General features: G+C 50.8%; 23 protein-coding genes. 21 read left to right on the top strand and 2 right to left on the bottom strand.

What is annotated here, in order from left to right:
• Positions 1–3 precede the first annotated feature (3 nt).
• Genes ACR65H_RS12265 through ACR65H_RS12255 form a run of 3 tightly spaced genes read left to right on the top strand, consistent with a single transcriptional unit; the run spans position 4 to position 1,922 of the window.
• Complete coding sequence (locus ACR65H_RS12265; RefSeq protein ID WP_440500577.1) at positions 4–375, top strand: hypothetical protein; 372 nt, start codon at positions 4–6, stop codon at positions 373–375.
• Positions 372–929, top strand: a complete 558-nt coding sequence (locus ACR65H_RS12260) for an AAA family ATPase (protein WP_440500576.1) — start codon at positions 372–374, stop codon at positions 927–929. Before ACR65H_RS12265 ends, ACR65H_RS12260 begins: the two co-directional genes overlap by 4 nt.
• 45 nt (positions 930–974) lie before the next feature.
• Entirely contained in the window at positions 975–1,922 is a 948-nt protein-coding gene (locus tag ACR65H_RS12255) for a DNA cytosine methyltransferase (protein ID WP_440500703.1), read from the top strand.
• On the opposite strand, the gene ACR65H_RS12250 is transcribed toward ACR65H_RS12255, so the two are convergent.
• Positions 1,919–2,359: a hypothetical protein gene (locus ACR65H_RS12250; protein ID WP_440500575.1), complete on the bottom strand. Its 441-nt coding sequence runs from the start codon at positions 2,357–2,359 to the stop codon at positions 1,919–1,921. The two genes, ACR65H_RS12255 and ACR65H_RS12250, sit on opposite strands and share 4 nt — an antisense overlap.
• A 98-nt stretch (positions 2,360–2,457) precedes the next feature.
• On the opposite strand from ACR65H_RS12250, the gene ACR65H_RS12245 reads away from it, so the two are divergent.
• On the top strand, positions 2,458–3,300 hold the full coding sequence (locus tag ACR65H_RS12245) for an N-6 DNA methylase (protein ID WP_440500574.1): 843 nt from the start codon (positions 2,458–2,460) through the stop codon (positions 3,298–3,300).
• A gap of 24 nt (positions 3,301–3,324) precedes the next feature.
• On the opposite strand, the gene ACR65H_RS12240 is transcribed toward ACR65H_RS12245, so the two are convergent.
• The gene (locus tag ACR65H_RS12240) at positions 3,325–3,528 is read right to left on the bottom strand and encodes a hypothetical protein (RefSeq protein WP_440500573.1); all 204 of its coding nucleotides are present in this window, start codon (positions 3,526–3,528) and stop codon (positions 3,325–3,327) included.
• A 129-nt stretch (positions 3,529–3,657) separates the two neighbouring features.
• Here ACR65H_RS12240 and ACR65H_RS12235 point away from each other — a divergent pair, with 129 nt between their 5' ends.
• The 17 genes from ACR65H_RS12235 to ACR65H_RS12155 all read left to right on the top strand — a co-directional run bounded on the left by ACR65H_RS12235 (position 3,658) and on the right by ACR65H_RS12155 (position 17,228).
• Positions 3,658–3,930, top strand: coding sequence for a hypothetical protein (locus ACR65H_RS12235; RefSeq protein ID WP_440500572.1), 273 nt, complete (start codon positions 3,658–3,660; stop codon positions 3,928–3,930).
• A complete protein-coding gene (locus ACR65H_RS12230) occupies positions 3,920–4,588 on the top strand; it encodes a sigma factor-like helix-turn-helix DNA-binding protein (RefSeq protein WP_440500571.1) in 669 nt (222 codons plus the stop codon). Before ACR65H_RS12235 ends, ACR65H_RS12230 begins: the two co-directional genes overlap by 11 nt.
• A gap of 334 nt (positions 4,589–4,922) precedes the next feature.
• The gene (locus ACR65H_RS12225) at positions 4,923–5,291 is read left to right on the top strand and encodes a hypothetical protein (protein ID WP_440500570.1); all 369 of its coding nucleotides are present in this window, start codon (positions 4,923–4,925) and stop codon (positions 5,289–5,291) included.
• A gap of 74 nt (positions 5,292–5,365) precedes the next feature.
• Positions 5,366–6,211, top strand: coding sequence for a hypothetical protein (locus tag ACR65H_RS12220; RefSeq protein WP_440500569.1), 846 nt, complete (start codon positions 5,366–5,368; stop codon positions 6,209–6,211).
• Positions 6,212–6,641: 430 nt separating this feature from the next.
• Entirely contained in the window at positions 6,642–6,884 is a 243-nt protein-coding gene (locus tag ACR65H_RS12215; protein WP_440500568.1) for a hypothetical protein, read from the top strand.
• 954 nt (positions 6,885–7,838) lie between these two features.
• A complete protein-coding gene (terL, locus tag ACR65H_RS12210) occupies positions 7,839–9,416 on the top strand; it encodes a phage terminase large subunit (protein ID WP_440500566.1) in 1,578 nt (525 codons plus the stop codon).
• 17 nt (positions 9,417–9,433) lie between these two features.
• The gene (locus ACR65H_RS12205) at positions 9,434–9,868 is read left to right on the top strand and encodes a phBC6A51 family helix-turn-helix protein (RefSeq protein WP_440500565.1); all 435 of its coding nucleotides are present in this window, start codon (positions 9,434–9,436) and stop codon (positions 9,866–9,868) included.
• Positions 9,865–11,409, top strand: coding sequence for a phage portal protein (locus ACR65H_RS12200; protein WP_440500564.1), 1,545 nt, complete (start codon positions 9,865–9,867; stop codon positions 11,407–11,409). Before ACR65H_RS12205 ends, ACR65H_RS12200 begins: the two co-directional genes overlap by 4 nt.
• The gene (locus ACR65H_RS12195) at positions 11,402–12,262 is read left to right on the top strand and encodes a phage minor capsid protein (RefSeq protein ID WP_440500562.1); all 861 of its coding nucleotides are present in this window, start codon (positions 11,402–11,404) and stop codon (positions 12,260–12,262) included. The genes ACR65H_RS12200 and ACR65H_RS12195 overlap by 8 nt, the downstream gene beginning before the upstream one ends.
• A 107-nt stretch (positions 12,263–12,369) precedes the next feature.
• A complete protein-coding gene (locus ACR65H_RS12190) occupies positions 12,370–13,086 on the top strand; it encodes a phage scaffolding protein (protein WP_440500561.1) in 717 nt (238 codons plus the stop codon).
• A 55-nt stretch (positions 13,087–13,141) separates the two neighbouring features.
• Positions 13,142–14,224: an SU10 major capsid protein gene (locus tag ACR65H_RS12185; protein WP_440500560.1), complete on the top strand. Its 1,083-nt coding sequence runs from the start codon at positions 13,142–13,144 to the stop codon at positions 14,222–14,224.
• A 1-nt stretch (position 14,225) separates the two neighbouring features.
• Entirely contained in the window at positions 14,226–14,453 is a 228-nt protein-coding gene (locus ACR65H_RS12180; RefSeq protein ID WP_440500559.1) for a hypothetical protein, read from the top strand.
• Between the two features lie 18 nt (positions 14,454–14,471).
• Positions 14,472–14,840 carry a hypothetical protein gene (locus tag ACR65H_RS12175; RefSeq protein WP_440500557.1) on the top strand — a complete coding sequence of 123 codons (369 nt, stop codon included), beginning with the start codon at positions 14,472–14,474 and terminating at the stop codon, positions 14,838–14,840.
• A gap of 3 nt (positions 14,841–14,843) precedes the next feature.
• Complete coding sequence (locus ACR65H_RS12170) at positions 14,844–15,161, top strand: hypothetical protein (protein WP_440500555.1); 318 nt, start codon at positions 14,844–14,846, stop codon at positions 15,159–15,161.
• A 22-nt stretch (positions 15,162–15,183) separates the two neighbouring features.
• A complete protein-coding gene (locus tag ACR65H_RS12165) occupies positions 15,184–15,603 on the top strand; it encodes a hypothetical protein (RefSeq protein WP_440500554.1) in 420 nt (139 codons plus the stop codon).
• A 3-nt stretch (positions 15,604–15,606) separates the two neighbouring features.
• Positions 15,607–16,158 (top strand): hypothetical protein, encoded by a 552-nt coding sequence (locus tag ACR65H_RS12160; protein WP_440500552.1) that lies wholly within the window; start codon positions 15,607–15,609, stop codon positions 16,156–16,158.
• A complete protein-coding gene (locus ACR65H_RS12155) occupies positions 16,158–17,228 on the top strand; it encodes a phage tail sheath subtilisin-like domain-containing protein (protein ID WP_440500551.1) in 1,071 nt (356 codons plus the stop codon). The genes ACR65H_RS12160 and ACR65H_RS12155 overlap by 1 nt, the downstream gene beginning before the upstream one ends.
• The last annotated feature ends 23 nt before the right edge of the window (positions 17,229–17,251 follow it).

Raw genomic sequence — 17,251 nt, 5'->3', positions numbered from 1 at the left:
AAGATGGCGTTAAAACAAATGCCGAAGGTTGGCGACAATGTGCGGTTTTTGGGCGGAGATTTTCATGAAGATATGTCAATCGGTAATGTATACGTTATTAACGAAGTTGATTACGAAGGTGACGCGCTTTTCGAAGACGACGCAGGCGAGACATCGTATATCTGCGAGGAAACACTGCCTCTCTTCGAGTTAGTCCGCGATGTCGAGGAAGATTCACCTTCCGTAACCGACCTTATCGCGAATCTTGCGCGCAGGGTGAGCGAGCTAGAGGCGTGCCTAGTCGTTGAGCAGGCGCATCGAGCGGATTTAACGCGACAGAACGCGGAGCAGGCGTATGAAATTAACGAGTTGTATAAGGCGGTGGCGCGCTTATGAGTGAGATTCTACGCATATGTCTGACTGGCCCGATGCGCAGCGGTAAAGATACGGTCGCGCGCCACTTGAATCTGCGCCATGACTTCGAATTTCCCGTAGCGTTCGGCGACGCGCTTAAGTTAATTGCGCATAAGACGTTTCCTGATGTGCCACGAGAGCCGAAGCCGCGCGCGTTGTATCAGTTTATGAACGTCATGCGCGACTACGATCCTGACGTATGGATAAAGCACGTTTCGCGTACGGTTAGCCTGCTCGAAGACAGTAAAACAACGCGCGGCATCGTCATAACCGACGCACGGCAGGCGAATGAAATCGAGTGGGCGCGCGCGAATGGTTTTACGATTGTCCGCGTTACTACGCCGATGGACGTAAGAATCGTACGGGCGCAGGCGGTAGGCGACGTATTTGACTACGAAGACTTGACGCATCCGACCGAGTTAGAAGTTGCGGGCTTTGACGTGGATGCGGAGCTTTCGAATGTCGGCGACTTGGACGCGTTAAAGGCGAATGTTGATGCGTTAGTTGCGAAGTTGAAAGGGGATGATGCCAAATGAATAACTCACCTTTAAAGGTTCTAGAGTTGTTCGGATAGCGGCGGCATAGGTGCACCGCGTAAAGCGTTAGAAAACCTCGGCATTAACATAAAGAGCGTCGATTACGTCGAAATACTGCCATATGCGGTAACGGCGTACAATCAGATTTTCGACAACGGCTACAAGCCGCAAGATATTCGCGACTGGAATATGAACGTTGACCTACTCGTACACGGAAGTCCCTGCCAAGACTGGTCAAATAACGGCCTTAACGACGTCAGTACGGGCCGGTCCATCCTTTACGAGCGCACACTCGAAATTATCGAACATGAGCTGAATCCGAGGCCGCGCGTCGTTATTTGGGAGAACGTCACAGGCCTCGTAAGCAAGCGCCATATCGATCACTTCAATCACTACCTTACGACGATGGAGCGGCTAGGCTACCGCAATACGTTTAAGATACTCAACGCAAAGGATTACGGCATGGCACAGTCGCGTGAGCGCATATTCACGGTCAGCACGCTAGATGACGCAGCATTCGAGTTTCCGGAGCCGCGCCCACTGACGAAGCCGCTCGCGCATTATATCGACCGCACTGTAGACCCGGCGGCCTTTCCGCTAACCGATAACGAACTGTCGCTATTCTTCGAAGCTGACGGCCAGCTATACATCAAGGCGAACACCAAGCGCGGCTTCCAAGAAGTTTACGACGGCGACAGTATCAACGTAGAACGCCCGAACAGCAAGACGCGGCGCGGACGTGTGCAAAGTGGAATGGTGCCTACATTGACGACTAGTCCGAACGTGGCCGTTTACTATGACGACATATTGCGCAAAATCACTCCGCGGGAATGTTGGCGATTGTTAGGCTTCACCGACGACGACTACGACCGCGTTGCCGCAACGGACATTCCGCAATCTGCGCTATATAAACTGCCGGGCAATAGCATCGTAGTCAGCGTATTAGAGGCGATATTCGACGCATTGATAGCGCAAGGTTTCATACGAGCTTAACGCCCGTGGGATTCGATAAGCTCGCCGTCAATCGGCGCGTCCTTCGACAGTCGGAAAATGTACACGCCATCAACGGACGTGCCTCGATCAAATACGTAGGTGTACGGCGCCTTATCGATGTCGATTTTGAAATCGCTGACGAACTTGCGCGCAGACGCATAGTGACGCTTGTCCAGCACGTAGCTGAAATTCGCAGGCACGGCGTCCATGTTCTTCGTAAGTATGGCGATTGAGCGCGTAACTGCGTTATAGCCGATTGCTACGCGGCTGTACGCGCGCAGGCCGAACATTTTGCGCAAGGACGCGTTGAAGTAGAAGCGGCGCTGGCTGTCGAGCGTGATAAACGGTACGCCATCGGACGGCACGAACGTAAAGCCGGCGAGAGCTTCGTCGATTGCTGCGGGTGTGAGTACGTTGGTTAGTGCGTTATTTGGCACGATATTACCTCCGTTTTGGATAGTTTGACGTAATTATAGCGAAGTATGTACGCATTTACAAGGAATTAAACGCGCGATTAGCGAAAAGGGGCGATAAATTGACGGAAGAACGAATTTACCTCGAAATAAGCGAATGGAATGCGCTACTCGGTATCGATGACAGCTACAAAGCGCCTGATGCGTTGTGGGCGATATTGCGCGACAGAGAACGACGCGAAGAACTATTCCGCAAAGCACTCGAATTACACCGTTACAACGTAGACTACGACTGGTTCCACCGCTATTTTCAGGATGAACACGCGGATCGTGCGCAAAAGAAGCAGGACTTCACGCCGAATAGCGTTGCTACGTTGCTGTCCGAGCTTGTCAGCGGCGGGCGCAAGGTAGGCGACACCTATTACGAACCGTGCGCGGGCACCGGCGGCATTATTATACGTCAGTGGCACGCAGATAGAATTCGACATACACCGTTCGATTACCTGCCGTCTATGTACTTATACCAAGCGGAAGAACTGTCCGACCGCGCGTTGCCGTTCCTCTTGTTTAACCTCGCAATACGCGGCATGAACGCGTCTGTCGTACAAGTTGACGTATTGTCGCGAAAAGGCGCAAAGGGCGCGTGGCTCGTTCAGAATACTAACGACGATCATTTGCAATTTAGCACGATACACCTGTTTCCGTACGACGATGCAACAGCTGATTACTTTAGCGTAGAGTGGACGGCATTTGACGCAGGACGCTACGAGCCGTTCGACCCGGTTGGTGACTTTCCGGCGCATTTAGGCGGCAATGAGTTCTTAGACGCGGTACGACATGAGGTTGCGGAAACAATCGTCACATGCGATAAGTGTGCCGCGGTGCTGCCGGATGGGGTTGCGTTCGACTACAGCCCGGAATATGGCGATGTTTGCGAGGGATGCGCGGAGGAAGTCGCGGAATAGAAAAAGACGCCGGTTAGGGCGTCCTTATGCGCAGAATCGCAACATTTCTTGGATTGCGTACTCTACATTTGCGTAATTGTGGAAGTCGTGTTCTGCGCTATATTCCGCAAGGAACATTTCCTCGGCGTGCTCCGCGGTGCATTCGAATGTTTCTGCGTACATTTCTACGTAGATCGTACGTAACTCCTGCGGTGTAAAAGCGTTTAGGTCGTATTTGTTAGCTGCCATGTTAATCCGCTCCCTTGTTAACGTTTTGTTTAACTGTTAACTCAAGTATACCGAGGGGGTTTGAGAAAGTCAAGCGATAAATTGACGTAAGTTTGACGCAATAAAATAAACCAGAAGAAGGCGATAACAATGCAGTATGAATTTTTAGAGGAGTTTACGTATTATCACGAGGGAGTGCGGTATAAGAAGGCACGCGTTACCGCTAAAATCGGTCGTTTAGTTTATCTTGATAAACCACTTAGCGGGGAGCACGTTTATTTAGTAGAAGAGTACCTAGAGGACGAGGACTGTAACTTAATTGCGTGTATATCAGTGGATGACGATTATATTTCTTTAGACGACGTAGAGCATTCTGTTTTAATTCCAATTGATGCGGAAGGAGGAATGCATATTGAAGCGTAGTTATCTCGAACAATTTAAAGAGGATGTACGCAAGGCATATACGCTTGTTAGGGCCGGGGAACTTCCGATGGGTCGGCGCATAAAAATGCTGAAACGCGTGTCCGATAGGTATGTTTTGGCGCAGGCAGCGGATTACCATGCAGCTAAGGCAGTGGGGAAGAACCCTCCGATTCCCTTGCGCGACAGTGATACATTAAACACGTGTGGTCTTATGTTGATTCACGAATATATGTCGAATAAGGACGCGGATAAAGTCACGAACGACGAGTATCCAATATTGAGCGACAGGCAATTAGAGCGCCGAATGGAGAAACAGCGGGCGCACAGTGATTTGCAATATGGAGATTTACGGTTCCTCGGTAAAAGGCGCTTATCCGGAGGGTGTGACGACAGTGGATCAAATCCGTATTCAGTATCTAAGCGTGTTATAGATCGGCACGATCCGATGATTGCGAGGATTGATGACTACAACGATCTATACGACGCGCTAGATAACGCAGGATTGACGGATAGGCAGCGACAGGCGCTTGACCTCGTATTCTTCGATAATATGACGCAAGAGGAGGCTAGGGCTGTCATGGGCGTGAATAAAGCGACCATTAGCGAGCATGTTTCTGTCGCATTGACGAAATTACTCGAATATATGACGAAAGATTGATGAGCATACCCGAACTTTCATGCGTTTAGCTGGCTATAGGAGTGAGAAGGACATTACGAAATTTAACGTCCAAGCATAACGGACGCAAAACGCTATAATGCCGTCCGATAGACGTAAAACTAGCGCATGGCTTTCCGACTATACTCTTATCGGGTGCGTGGACTGATCTTGCGATGTGCTTATAGCTAGTCGCTAACAAAGGCTTCGCTCGCTGTGCCGGTAAGCTTACGCAGTAACTAAACAGCGTTCAATAGGCGTCCTTCGGGGCGTCTTTTTAGTTTGCGTCAAGTCGGCGGACTGTAAACGACAAAATGACGAAAGAGGATGACGGACGATGAACGAAAGAATTAACGGATTACTTGCGTATTTAGATCGATTAATAACGTTGGAGGATACGACTTACAACTGTCACCGCGAGATTACGGAATGTATTCAAGCCGCGCGCTATGAACTCGGCTTAGTGCCGCTGAAAGAGAGCGGTATTACGCTCCAAAAAGGCGATGAAATGACCGTTATATTTACGGATAGAAGCGAATCACTGCTCGTAATAGGGCCAGCGAAAGTTACCGTCGATGAAGTGGTGGGCGCAAAGTTGTCGGAGGAGCCACGTAAGTTTACCGCGAGAATACGCTCGCATAAGACAGACGAAGTTATTGCGGAATTGCCCGGTGAATTGTGTGTCGAAGGCGGTGTCCAACGCTGACTAACGCTATACAATGGCGCGACCTGAACACGAAGGTTAAACGCGGCTTACTCGCTACAGTCGGCAATCTGACGGTGACTGACGGCACTATAACGGATAAAGCGGGTAACGACGTTAGCGACCGTTTCGACATCGTGCCGCGGCTAACAGCGCCACAAGCACGCAAACTTGACGCAATCGACGGCTTAAGCACGCATCAAACGGATAACGGTGGCTTCGTGTTCGCTTTCTTCCGTCAGTCGCGTATGATCGAGGAACGCTTCCCGTCGTTGCTCAAGCCGGACTTAGCGCGCCTTATGTACGTCGGCTCGTATATTGCGTGGGAGAGCGGTCAGTTGCGCTACGACAACGGCGTGCCTATCGACAAGGACGGCTTGCACGCGCTCGTAGACATGTCGCGCAAACGGTTCAACGAGTTCTATGCGCGCTTACTGGCGGAGGACATCGTGCAGGAAACGGCAGACGGCGCAATACACGTCAACCCTTCCGTGTTCTATCGCGGCGGCATTAAGACGTATCAATACGCGCTGGATGACGTGCAATATACGCGCATGTTCCGCAAGACTGTACGCGAGCTTTACGCAGCCTACAGCGGCAGAAGCCTCGGCCAGTTGGCGCTAGTGTACGAAATCATGCCGTTCGTCAACTTTCAGACGAATATCGTCGCATATAACGCAGATGAATCGCAGGAAGCGCTAGTACGGCCGATGTCGCTCGACAAGCTTGCGTTATTGCTCGGCTATGGTAGCGCGCAGAAGTTGAAGACGGCGCTTAATCGCGTCAAGGTGAACGGCAAGCCCGTATTCGGCTTCTTTGAGAATCCGCATGACCGGCGCAAATACCGGATCGTCGTTAATCCTCGCGTAATATATGCGGGCGATGGCGAGGGGCTGCGCGCGTTGGAGGCGCTATTTAGTTGACGGAAATTCCTAATTGAGAACGCATTGAGAAAAATACCATCCCTTGACGTCCCTATAATCGCGAATTACCATCCCTTGACGTCCCTTTCGAAAAGTGGCGTAAACGGCGTAGCGGCGCGGTTTGTGGGCGTTTTGGGTGCGTTTGGGATATCTTAGTCAGACAAACTACGGGTAAGACCGTTTGGCGCAATAATAGATAAGTGATTAAGAGCGAAGGTCAAAACATAGCTCCGGCTAAAGCCGTCGCGGCGTGTGTTTAATTATTGGTTGCGTGATCTTTTAAAAGACGGCGCAACAGTAATAGAACATAGATAGTCGGAGGGCTTGCCCGACGACAACGGTCTTAATGTTTTAATCTTTTATGTCAACGCGCAAGCCGCGGACTATCTACGGCATTACTACGGACATATAACGGAGGTGTAACGGACATATGGCGAGGTTATTCGATTACAGCGGAAAGCAGAACGTAGAGTTCGTCAAGCAGGGCGATAAGTTTGCACTAGTATTTGACGAAGTACCTGCGTTGGTATTCGTCAGTTATGACGGTAACGGCAGTACGGACCAGACGTTTGCGCACGGTGTTTTCATGGACGATATTAAGGCGGTAGAAATACGGAGTGAAGTCGCCGCAATGACGGAGTTAATTACGACGAAATATGTAGCGGTGGAATAGCGGATGGATGCGTTAACTAGGGCGCATAAAGAACGGTCGAGGTACCGGTATTATATAAGAAGAAACTCTGTTTATTTGCGCAAATGCCCTTTATAACGCTTTATATTGCGGAGGCTAAACGTCGGGGAAAGGCCTCGGAAGCGGGCGACCTTCGCGAACTCACGGGGTCACTACGAATTGCACCTATTGCGCACACAACGGACACTATACGGACTATTCCGTCATGTATAAACGGGTGTATACACGTAGTTACTTTGCGGGAAATAAACGTTGCCATAAAACGGTAAAAGGCGTTGGTATGCGGTTAGTGGGCGTATGTATAAACGGTGTATATTGCGTTTAGTTACGTAAGTAGATAAACGTTGATATGACGCTACTTAGGACGTTGTGTTAGTTTACATAACGTAGATTCGAGGAAGCTGTACGTGTATCTTTATAAATGCGTCAATTGAACAAACAATTAACGCAATTAAGCGAAGTTGTGCAGCCTGACGTGAATATTCCGAATACTCAACGCCCCCAAGCGGGTGCCCTATATACCGCATAACTGTTGCGCAAACCTAGCGCACAATTTTTCGAACTCGACCCGTAAAAAATTCCGTACAATTTTCGTAACTCATGGCGTCAGGACGTAGACATAGCGTTTTAACCGTCCTAGAAGCACCTACAATCGTTTCTAACGCAAGACAGGTATAAACACGCCACAAGACGTTAAAAAGGCGTAGAACAAGCGCAAACACAACTGAAAGGAGGGCGCTCACAATAGCGTACATTAACGAAGAATGGCTCGGTAGGGAAGCGCGCCAAGAACGCATCGACGTAATGAGCGAACGATTGCGCAAACTGGCGGCAGCGATCAAGGCCGGCAAAGCTACGGACTATCATATCGAATTATTCAAGCGCGACAAGGCGGAGCTAGAAAAGCTAAAACGCGTACACCGCGCAGAGGACGACATGCTGTACTTTTTCTACGAATATTTCTCGGAAGCAAGGAATCCCGGAAATCCCGACAACCTAGTGCCGACTACTGCTGTAGACATTGCGGACGCGCCCGACTTTCACGCTAAGTTATCGCGCATCTTGGACTCGGTATCTAACCGAAATCGAACGGCACGTATCGCATGGGCTGCGTCGCGGGGTCACGCAAAGTCCGCGTACTTATCAAACGCCTTTCCAGTGCGCGAAATAGCGTACCGTAAACGGAAGATGATACTGATTATCTCGGAAACGAACGCCGGCTCGAAGAAGTTTATCAAGTGGGTTGCGGGACAGCTAAAGTATAACGTTAAGTTGCGCGAGGACTTCGGTATTTTGCTACACGAACAGAAGACGCGCAACGAAAAGGATTCCGAAGAAGCGTTCTTGACGACGACGGGCATCAAGATGGAAGCTACGTCGCTCGGTACGCAGATTCGCGGATTCCGTAATGGTAATCAGCGGCCCGACTTAATTATACTGGACGACTTGGAATCGCTCGATTCGAACAATACGCCCGAATTGCGGCAGAAGGCGAAAGACTGGCTAAACGCAGACTTAATGCCGGCGGGCGATCCTGAAAATACTGCGTTCATTTTTATGGGGACGTTAGTGCATTTCGACAGTCTTTTAAACTACGTATTGCGCGAACGGCGTGACTTCGTAAAGAACGAGTTCCCTGCGATAATCAAGCCGCCGGAACGAGCCGACCTTTGGGCGGAGTTCGAGCGCATATATAAAGAATACGAACCGACGGACGACGAGCTTGACGCAATGCTCGACGACGATACGGCTACAACCGAAACGCCCAACGCAAAAGCGGCGATGGCATTCTATTACGCAAATAAAGCGGAAATGGACAAGGGCGCGGAAGTCCTATGGCCGGGGCGTTTCCCGCTGCCTGCGCTCATGCTCGAAAAGGTCAACCTCGGCACTAAGTCGTTTAATACGGAATTTATGAATAATCCGATTGACGAGGAATCGCAAATATTCGTGCCGGAGCGTTTTTACTATTACGAGCCGGGCAAGACGTTTTCACATCGCGACTACTATATTGGTATGGGAATGGACTTCGCGATGGGTAAGCAACGCGGCGACTACTCGGCGTTAATAACCGTCGCGCGCCACAAGGCGACCGGCAAGAATTACGTAGTAGATGCGTATATTGAGCGCGCGCATCCCGACGTATTCCTAAAGGAAATAGTAGAACGCGTTAAAAAGTATCAACCGGACATGCTCGGCGCGGAGGCACAAATGGCCCAAGAGTTCTTCGTTGATACGTTAAAGGCGGAGTTAGAATATATCGGATTCCCTGCGCATAGTCGCGTTAAGAAGATACAACAACGACAACGAAAAGAATTACGGATTGAAGCGATGTTACCGGACATAGAAAACGGAAACATCGTTTTTTGTCGTGGAGAACATGCGACGTTAATCGAACATTTTGAGCGGTACGGTTCGCGCTGGCATGACGACGGGCCGGACGCTTTGCAAATGGCGCTCGCGGTAATCAAGCGACCACGTGCGGTCATAACAACGAAGCCGTCGTATTTATAGGAAAGGAGAGGACGCAAATGTCACGTAGAATGCGGGAATTAGAAGCGAAACTAGACGCACGACAACGCAAAGCGGCGTATCTGCTCGTCGAGAATGAATTGCGTGAGACAGGCGAGCGTAGAACCTACGAAGATATATCGAAGGAAATCGGGGTAACTACGCAAGCGCTATGGGAGTGGCGGACAAAGAATCGCAATTTTATCGAATACAAGAACGAAATCGCTGACGATTTTTTAGCGGACAAGCGCGATCAGGTCTACGCGCAGCTTATGAAACTGATTATGGCGTCGCAGCCGTCCGTAAAGGCAATCGATTTATTTATGCGCAGGCACGGGTTACTAACCGACCGTCAAATTACGCAACAAGAGAACGCGGGCGAGGGACGCAGTACCGACGACTTGGCGAAGGAACTTGCGGAGCTTGACGAATTATTGGACGGTGACGGCGAATGACGCTATTTACGGTAGGCGGGCAGTACCCACCGCAAGCCGACATTGAACGGCTCGCCAAGTACGAACGAATGCGGAAGCTATTCGAAGGCAAGCAGCTCGAAGTATATGAGCGCGCTACGGAAGTTTTAAAGGACTCGCCGCATGAGCCGCAGTTACGCAAGTTATATATTGCGGTCAACCTCGCGGACATTCTTGCGACAAAGCCTGCGGACTTGCTCGTAGGCGACGCGCCGAACTACGAATCGGGCAAGGACGACGCCAGCCCCGAACAAAAGGCGCTCAATAGCTACGTAGAAGAAAACGACTTGAATCAGCTCATACACGAAAGCGCGACGGCTAACGGCTATCGCGGCGACGCATGGCTAAAAGTGCGCTACGGCTACCGGCAGGACTATTCCGAAGTTAAAAACATACTTAGTCCCGAAGCCTACGACGAATTTATTAGCGGTAAGAATATGGAGCCGATTATCGAACATGTTGACGCATGTTGCGTATTTCCGGAAACATCACGCGGCAATGTTAAACGCTTCAAAGCGATCAATATTGCGCGTGTCGAATGGGTAGCCATGCGGAAGGAAGACGTACCGTATCTGAATGTCGAGCGCCACATACCGGGCTACATCATTTACAAGCGTTATAAACTCGTTCCAACCGAAGTCATCACAACGTACGGCGCGCACATTCAGACGTTTAGGATCACGGAGGAAGTCGCAACTGGACGCGAAAACAACGTTGTACCGACAGGCTTGCCGCACATGCCGGTCTTTCATATTCCGTACAAGTCGGTAGACGACGCGTGGGAAGGCAGCGGCGGAATGGAGAAGCTAGAATCCACGTTTGCGGCGATTAACGACCGACTCGTGCAAATCGACTTTATCTTATGGAAGCACGCAGACCCGACGGCGTACGGACCGGACCTCGAAGGCAATACGTCCAATACCGTCCAATTCGGCGGCAAGTATATACCGGTGACGCAAGACGACGTAACGCCGGGCTATATGACGTGGAACGCGCAACTTGACGCGGCATTTAAGGAACTCGACTTGCTTATTGCGTCGGTGTTCGTTATCTCGGAAACGCCGCAATGGTTATTCGGAACGGTCATGGCCGGCGATAACAAGGGCGGAACAGGCACGTCACATACTGATAGTGGCGCAATTAAGGCGCGCTTTATGCCGATTCTATCGAAGGTCAAGCGCATAAGAAACCACTACGACCGCGCAATACGTGACGCACTTTATACGTGCTATTTATTCGACAAGGAACAAGGCGACTATCGCGGCCAGCTCGAATATCCGGTCATCGAATGGCAAGACGGTATTCCAAAGAACGAGAAGGAAGAAGCAGAAATTGCGTCGTTGCGAACTGGCGGAAAACCTACGCTCGATCAGCAGACCGCGATTAAGCGGCTTGACGGTATGGATGACGGAAAGGCGAACGAAATCCTGCGACGCATTGGCGAGGACGACGAGCGTGTTAATAGTTTCGTAGACGCTTCGATATTCAACGCGGAGCCGGCAGTAGGCGATGACGATGCGTGAGGCACCACACCCGGACTACTCCTACGATGTACAGCGGCTCACACGCGAATATGAAAAGGCACTACGCAACATACAAGCGGAGCTTAATACGCTATTCCTAACGGACTTCGAGCGTGCGCAAATCGTAGCGGTCGAGGAAAACATTAAGGCGATACTGCGCGACTTGAACCGCTATGGCAGCGATTGGGCGCGACAAACAATTACGCAGTCCGCGCGGGAAGGCGTCGCCAGTACGATTTATTCGCTAGGACTTGCGGATACATTCGAAGAAGCGCTAAAGATTGCTCGCTTTAGTTCGCTGAATAAACCGCTAGTCGAGGCGATCATTACCGACACACAAGCGGACTTACTCGCGGTAACGCAGAACGTTAGCAGGAAAACGCGTTCAGCCGTAAGGCAGGCGACAGCCGACGTATTGCGCGCGAAGACTTCTGCGGGCATTAACGGCACACAATCGCTACAGCAGGCGCTTACGAAGGAACTACGTAAGCAACTCGGAAGTGCGGCGGATACTGCAATAGTTTCGGCAAATGGCGCGCGCTGGCGGCTTAAACCGTACGTAGAGATGCTCGTTCGCACAAAAACGATGCAGGCGCACAAAGAAGCGTCAATAAACGAAGCGCTCGACAGGGACGTGCAATACGGCGTAATCAGTCGGCATGGCGCGACGGACGCTTGTCGGAATTGGGAAGGACGTATAGTTGCGTACACACCGGACGCGCCCGGCGGATTCCCATATATCGGCGACCTACCACGTAATGAAATATTCCACCCAAACTGCCGACATTTAATAACGCCGGTACGCAGGCCGGATCGCTTACCTGCGGATATACGAGAAGTAAACGGAATCTAACGCTCTTAGGGGCGTTTTTATTATGCGCAAAAATTGACCGAACGTACACGTCGTAAAACTGCTACGGATAAAACAGCCGACGGGCTATAAGCGGATAGGAGGACGAAATGACGAATCATAACGAATATAAACTACCACTAACGCTAGACTTACAGTTCTTTGCGGAAGAAGGCGCAGACGATAAAGACGTGCAAGACGGCGCGGATAATGGCGACAACGGAGCGGACAAGCCGAAAGTCGTTACCATGACGCAAGAAGAATTTGACGCGATTATCGTGCGCGAAAAAGGGCGCGTCAAAGGAAAGTACGCCGATTACGATGAGCTAAAGCAGAAACTCGCGGAATTTGAAGCGCAGAAAGCGGAAGCAGAACGCGCACAAATGTCGGAAATCGAACGCTTGCAAGCCGACTTGAAAGCGAAGGAAGAAGCGGAGCAGACACTCGCAAAACAACTCGAAGAAATGCGCGAGCAAACGAAGCAAGCGGCAATCCATAACGCATTTATTGCGCAGGCAAAGGCGGCAGGCGTCACCTATACGGACGCGGCACTAAAATTAGCGGACTTGACTGCGGCACAGATCGGCGAGGACGGCAAAGTTAGCGGGGTAGACGAAATCGTTACGAAGCTCGTCGAAGATAATCCGTTCCTAATCGCGAAGAAACAACCGACAGAAATCGGCGAACCGACGAACGGCGGTAAAGGCGCGGCGGACGAAAAGACGAAGGAACAACTGCTCGAAGAAGCGACGGAGAAGGCACGTAAGAGCGGTCGGCTAGAGGATCGCGCGGCAGTAGCGCAATTAAAGCGCGAATTAGGACTATAAGCGGCGGCTTAAAAAACGCAAAAAAACGACAAACAAACGAAAAGGGGATTTTTAAATGTCTAAAATTTTATCGGGTCAACTTATTGGAAAACGTGAATCAGTAGCGGATGAACTATTACTTCTTAATCCACACCAAACGCCATTACTTGCTATGCTCGGCTTTTCAACGCCAGTAACGCAAGTTGAGCATAACTGGTTCGAGGACGAAATGTTTGCGGACGAATCTACGGCTACAGAGGCGGCACTAGCAGACGCCACTACAGTAAAGGTTGCTGACGGCGAGCCATTCCGCGTAGGACACGTAGTTAAAGTGAATGACGAGCTTATGAAAGTTACGGGCGTTAACGGAACTGACTTGACGGTAGTACGCGGATATGCAGGAACTACACCGGCAGCTATCGACGCTGGCGCAACTGTTGAAGTTCAATTCGTAGAAGGCGCAGAAGGATCGGACGCGCGCGAAGGACGTTACAAGCCACGCGTAAGAAAATCTAACATTACGCAAATCTTCGACGAGACTATCGAAATTTCCGGTACTGCTCAAGCGGTCAACAACTATTCAATCGACGATCTTTACGAGTACGAAAAGCAGAAGAAACAAGTCGAGCTTGCGTTGCAACTCGAAAAAGCGGCTATCAACGGAATCAAATACGAAAACGGTAACGTACGTCAAATGGGCGGTATCCGTAGCCTAATCCAATCTAACGTATTTGACGCTGGTGGCGATTTGACTGCGGACAAGATTTCTGACGCAGTACAAGCGATCTATACTAAAGGCGGCTTCAAGTCCGGCGGTAACTACGAAATTATCGTATCACCGACGTTAAAACGTAAAGTATCTGCGTTCGATAAGTCAATCGTTCGCTTGAATCAAGGCGAAGAAAAACGCGGAACTGTCGTTAACTACTTGACAACTGACTTCGGCGAGTTCCCGGTATCTATCAACGATAACCTTCGCGCGGACGAGCTATTTATCGTAGACAAAAACCGAGTGAAAATCAAGCCGTTGCAAGGACGCGAGTTTGCGCACGAATACCTCGGCAAGAAAGGCGACTACTTGCAAGGAATGATCGTCGGCGAATATACGGTTGAATTCTTCCAAGAGAGCGCGCACGCACGGATCAAAGGAGCGAAGTAATATGGCGAAATTTAAAACGCGTTATAGCGAGCTAGGCTTTTATGTCGACGGCTCGCTTTGCCGTTTTAAAGGCGGAATTTACGTAACCGAAGACAAGGCGGAAATTACGGTACTCGAAACGCTCGCGGACGTTGAGCGCGTAGACGTGCCGGTTAAAACCGAACCAAAGACGCAAGCCAAAGCGGAAGCCAAGCCGTCCACGAAAGCGAAGGCGCCCGCTAAAAAATAATAGCGGAGGTGTCTACGAATGGACTGGAATTTAACGGAAGCATCCGAATATATACGGCTTAACACGCTCGACAACGAGGACTTTACCGACGCGGACGACGAGCGCAAGACAGCGATCCTAAACGTCGCACAGCGGACACTGACACGAAAATACAGCGGATACACGATACCGAATGAAGCCGTCTACCTTTTCGCGCCAGTACTTGCCGCGGCGTTTAACGATACGAATAAGTTGCAACAGCAAGGCGTCGCGTCGTTCAGTGTGCGCGGTATGTCGTTCACATTCAAGGATTGGGCGAAGAAAGACATCGACGCGCTCATACCGGCGGAAGTAGCGGACTTAATCGGCGCGCCTAGCGGTCGGCAAGTGAAATGGACGGTGTTATGACGTATGGCACTAATACCGTTAAAACAACGCGCACTCGTCCATAAGCCGGCTGAACGCGACCCGTGGGGCGAAACGAAAAAGTTACCTCCTATTGCGTACAAATGTCGCGCGGACGAAATCACGGAAATCGTCAAGAACGTCGCAGGCGCGGAAGTTGTAAGCGGAGTACAGATTATGTTCGATAAATTACCGAATATCCGATATGACGACGAAATCGAATATACGAACGAATTAGGCGTGACGGTCAAGCGGAAGCCGGTAAAAATCGAACCGATACGGATGCTCAACGGAAAGCCGACGATGACGGTGGTGTACTTATGAAATACGCAAAGGAGGCGTCTTTGTGTCGCTTGAATTTTCGTTAGATATGTCGAAGTTCCTGCGCGCAATCGAAAAGGCGCCGGAAGCCGTCGGACGTGGCGCAACTAACGCAATGGACGAAATCAAAGACGATTGGGTGCGGGGTGCGCGAGACATTGCGCCATTAGACAGCGGTAACTTGCGCAAACAGATACACGGCGAAGTAGCAAAGCCCGGCGCGAACGGTTACGTCGAAATCAAGGCGAACGCATTTCAAGATACGGGCGGCAAGCGGTTCAACTACGCGTACTATATTCACGAACAAGACGCAGGCGGACGACAATTGCGCACGCCCGGCACGGAGAAGAAATTCCTCGACAAGTCGCTGGACGCGCGCAAGGAAGAATATCAGAAGTGGCTCGAAGAAGACGTTATGGACGAGCTAAAGAAAGCGGGGTGGTAGCGGTTGGCGGAAATCACGGACGAAATAATGGCGTTACGCAACTTTGTCGCGGACATCGGCTTTGCGTATATTAACCTCGCGCATTTACCGGCGGAATACGTAGCGGGCGAATTAGCCATTCGTTTTATGGGCGATACAGCGGCGAGCGAAACCGGCTATCACTTCCGACTTGATCGCGACTATCAATTTGTCTACTTCGATACGTCGGAGCGCGCCTGCCTTGCAAAAGCGAGCGCAATACAGCGGCGTATGCGAAGCGCACATAAAATCAACGTTGGCAATGCGACAGAATCGGGCTATTTGACGCTCGGTTCTTTTTCGTTGTCGCAACCGTTTAAGGCGGAAGGTGCGGAAGTCTACGGCATTATCGGCATGTTGCAGGCAACGGCGCGAGAGGCGCGGAAGTTCGAAGCTGTGCCGAAGATGGGCGGAATCACGATCGATGTAAAGCCGAGACCTCCGGGCAGTAGTTCGGACAACAGCGCGGATCAACCTGCGCAGGAATATCCGGAAAAGCAATACGAAATAAAAGAAGGAAATGGAGCGTGTAATTAATGGCTAATGGCGGACAATGGGACCCGATTTCATTACCGATTAGACCGGGGTTATACCTTAACTTCGTCGAGCAAGCACTCGCACAAATTGCGGGCGGACCTCGCGGAGTAGTCGGTATGCCGATTTTTAACTATACAGGCGGCGTACTAGAAGCCGGCAAGTTTTACGTAGTAGCAAACGAGAAAGAAGCGCAGGAACAGGTCGGCGCAGCAAACGCGGCACCTATCACGCGCGCACTAAGCGGAGGCGCGGCGGAAGTACTTATTTACGCAGTACCGGCAGGCTCGCCGGACGTAGACTACGCAGCATTGCGCGACGCATTCGAAGCGCGTCCGTTCAACGTATTCGTCTATCCGGGCGAAGTTGACGCGGCAGAACAAGACGCATCTTTGGCGTGGGTACAGCGCAATCGCAAAGAAGGCAAGCATTTTACGATTGTCTACGGCGGCACGGCGGCGGAAGACCGAGACCCGACGGCAGGTAACGCGCGCTCAATCCGTTTAGCGGACGAGTACGCAGTCAACTTGATTACGGGCGTCGTACTCGGTGACGGTACGGAATTAGCGTCGGCGGAATACGCGGCAGTTATTGCGGGACTTATCGCAGGCACACCGATTAATAAATCGATCACATACGCGGCGCTACCTGTTGCTGACGTTACGAAGCGTCTACGCAATAGCGAAATCAACGAAGCGTTAACGTCAGGCTCGCTAGTCCTCGTACATGACGGACGCAACGTTAAAGTCGAGCAAGGCATTACGACGGACAGCGACGCGACTAAGCGCGGCAAGATTCGTATTACACGCGCAAGACAAGCGGTTGCGACGGACATTCCTGCGACGGCGAAAGACCGCTATATCGGCAAAATCGACAATAATCCGGCTGGACAAGTCACGCTAATTGCGGCGATTAAGGCGTATCTCGAAACGCTTGAAACTAACAACGTTCTTATGGCGCCGGAAGTTACGCTCGATCCGCAACGTGAATCCGTAGGCGACTGCGTATTCTTGGCGGTTAGCTACGTCGAGGTCGACAGTATGGAACGTATTTTCTTAACTATTAACGTCTAATTGGACGCATAAATAACGAAAGG

The sequence above is a fragment of the Sporosarcina sp. SAFN-015 genome (assembly GCF_059415085.1).
The sequence above is the reverse complement of the archived record's forward strand: the minus strand, read 5'-3'. Positions and strand labels throughout refer to the sequence as shown.

Coding starts and splice junctions, on each gene's coding strand:
- ACR65H_RS12240 (WP_440500573.1), bottom strand. CDS start 3,528: ATGGCAGCTAACAAATACGACCTAAACGCTTTTACACCGCAGGAGTTA.
- ACR65H_RS12205 (WP_440500565.1), top strand. CDS start 9,434: ATGTCACGTAGAATGCGGGAATTAGAAGCGAAACTAGACGCACGACAA.
- terL (WP_440500566.1), top strand. CDS start 7,839: ATGCTGTACTTTTTCTACGAATATTTCTCGGAAGCAAGGAATCCCGGA.
- ACR65H_RS12200 (WP_440500564.1), top strand. CDS start 9,865: ATGACGCTATTTACGGTAGGCGGGCAGTACCCACCGCAAGCCGACATT.
- ACR65H_RS12215 (WP_440500568.1), top strand. CDS start 6,642: ATGGCGAGGTTATTCGATTACAGCGGAAAGCAGAACGTAGAGTTCGTC.
- ACR65H_RS12190 (WP_440500561.1), top strand. CDS start 12,370: ATGACGAATCATAACGAATATAAACTACCACTAACGCTAGACTTACAG.
- ACR65H_RS12175 (WP_440500557.1), top strand. CDS start 14,472: ATGGACTGGAATTTAACGGAAGCATCCGAATATATACGGCTTAACACG.
- ACR65H_RS12170 (WP_440500555.1), top strand. CDS start 14,844: ATGGCACTAATACCGTTAAAACAACGCGCACTCGTCCATAAGCCGGCT.
- ACR65H_RS12235 (WP_440500572.1), top strand. CDS start 3,658: ATGCAGTATGAATTTTTAGAGGAGTTTACGTATTATCACGAGGGAGTG.
- ACR65H_RS12225 (WP_440500570.1), top strand. CDS start 4,923: ATGAACGAAAGAATTAACGGATTACTTGCGTATTTAGATCGATTAATA.
- ACR65H_RS12155 (WP_440500551.1), top strand. CDS start 16,158: ATGGCTAATGGCGGACAATGGGACCCGATTTCATTACCGATTAGACCG.
- ACR65H_RS12180 (WP_440500559.1), top strand. CDS start 14,226: ATGGCGAAATTTAAAACGCGTTATAGCGAGCTAGGCTTTTATGTCGAC.
- ACR65H_RS12260 (WP_440500576.1), top strand. CDS start 372: ATGAGTGAGATTCTACGCATATGTCTGACTGGCCCGATGCGCAGCGGT.
- ACR65H_RS12185 (WP_440500560.1), top strand. CDS start 13,142: ATGTCTAAAATTTTATCGGGTCAACTTATTGGAAAACGTGAATCAGTA.
- ACR65H_RS12195 (WP_440500562.1), top strand. CDS start 11,402: ATGCGTGAGGCACCACACCCGGACTACTCCTACGATGTACAGCGGCTC.
- ACR65H_RS12265 (WP_440500577.1), top strand. CDS start 4: ATGGCGTTAAAACAAATGCCGAAGGTTGGCGACAATGTGCGGTTTTTG.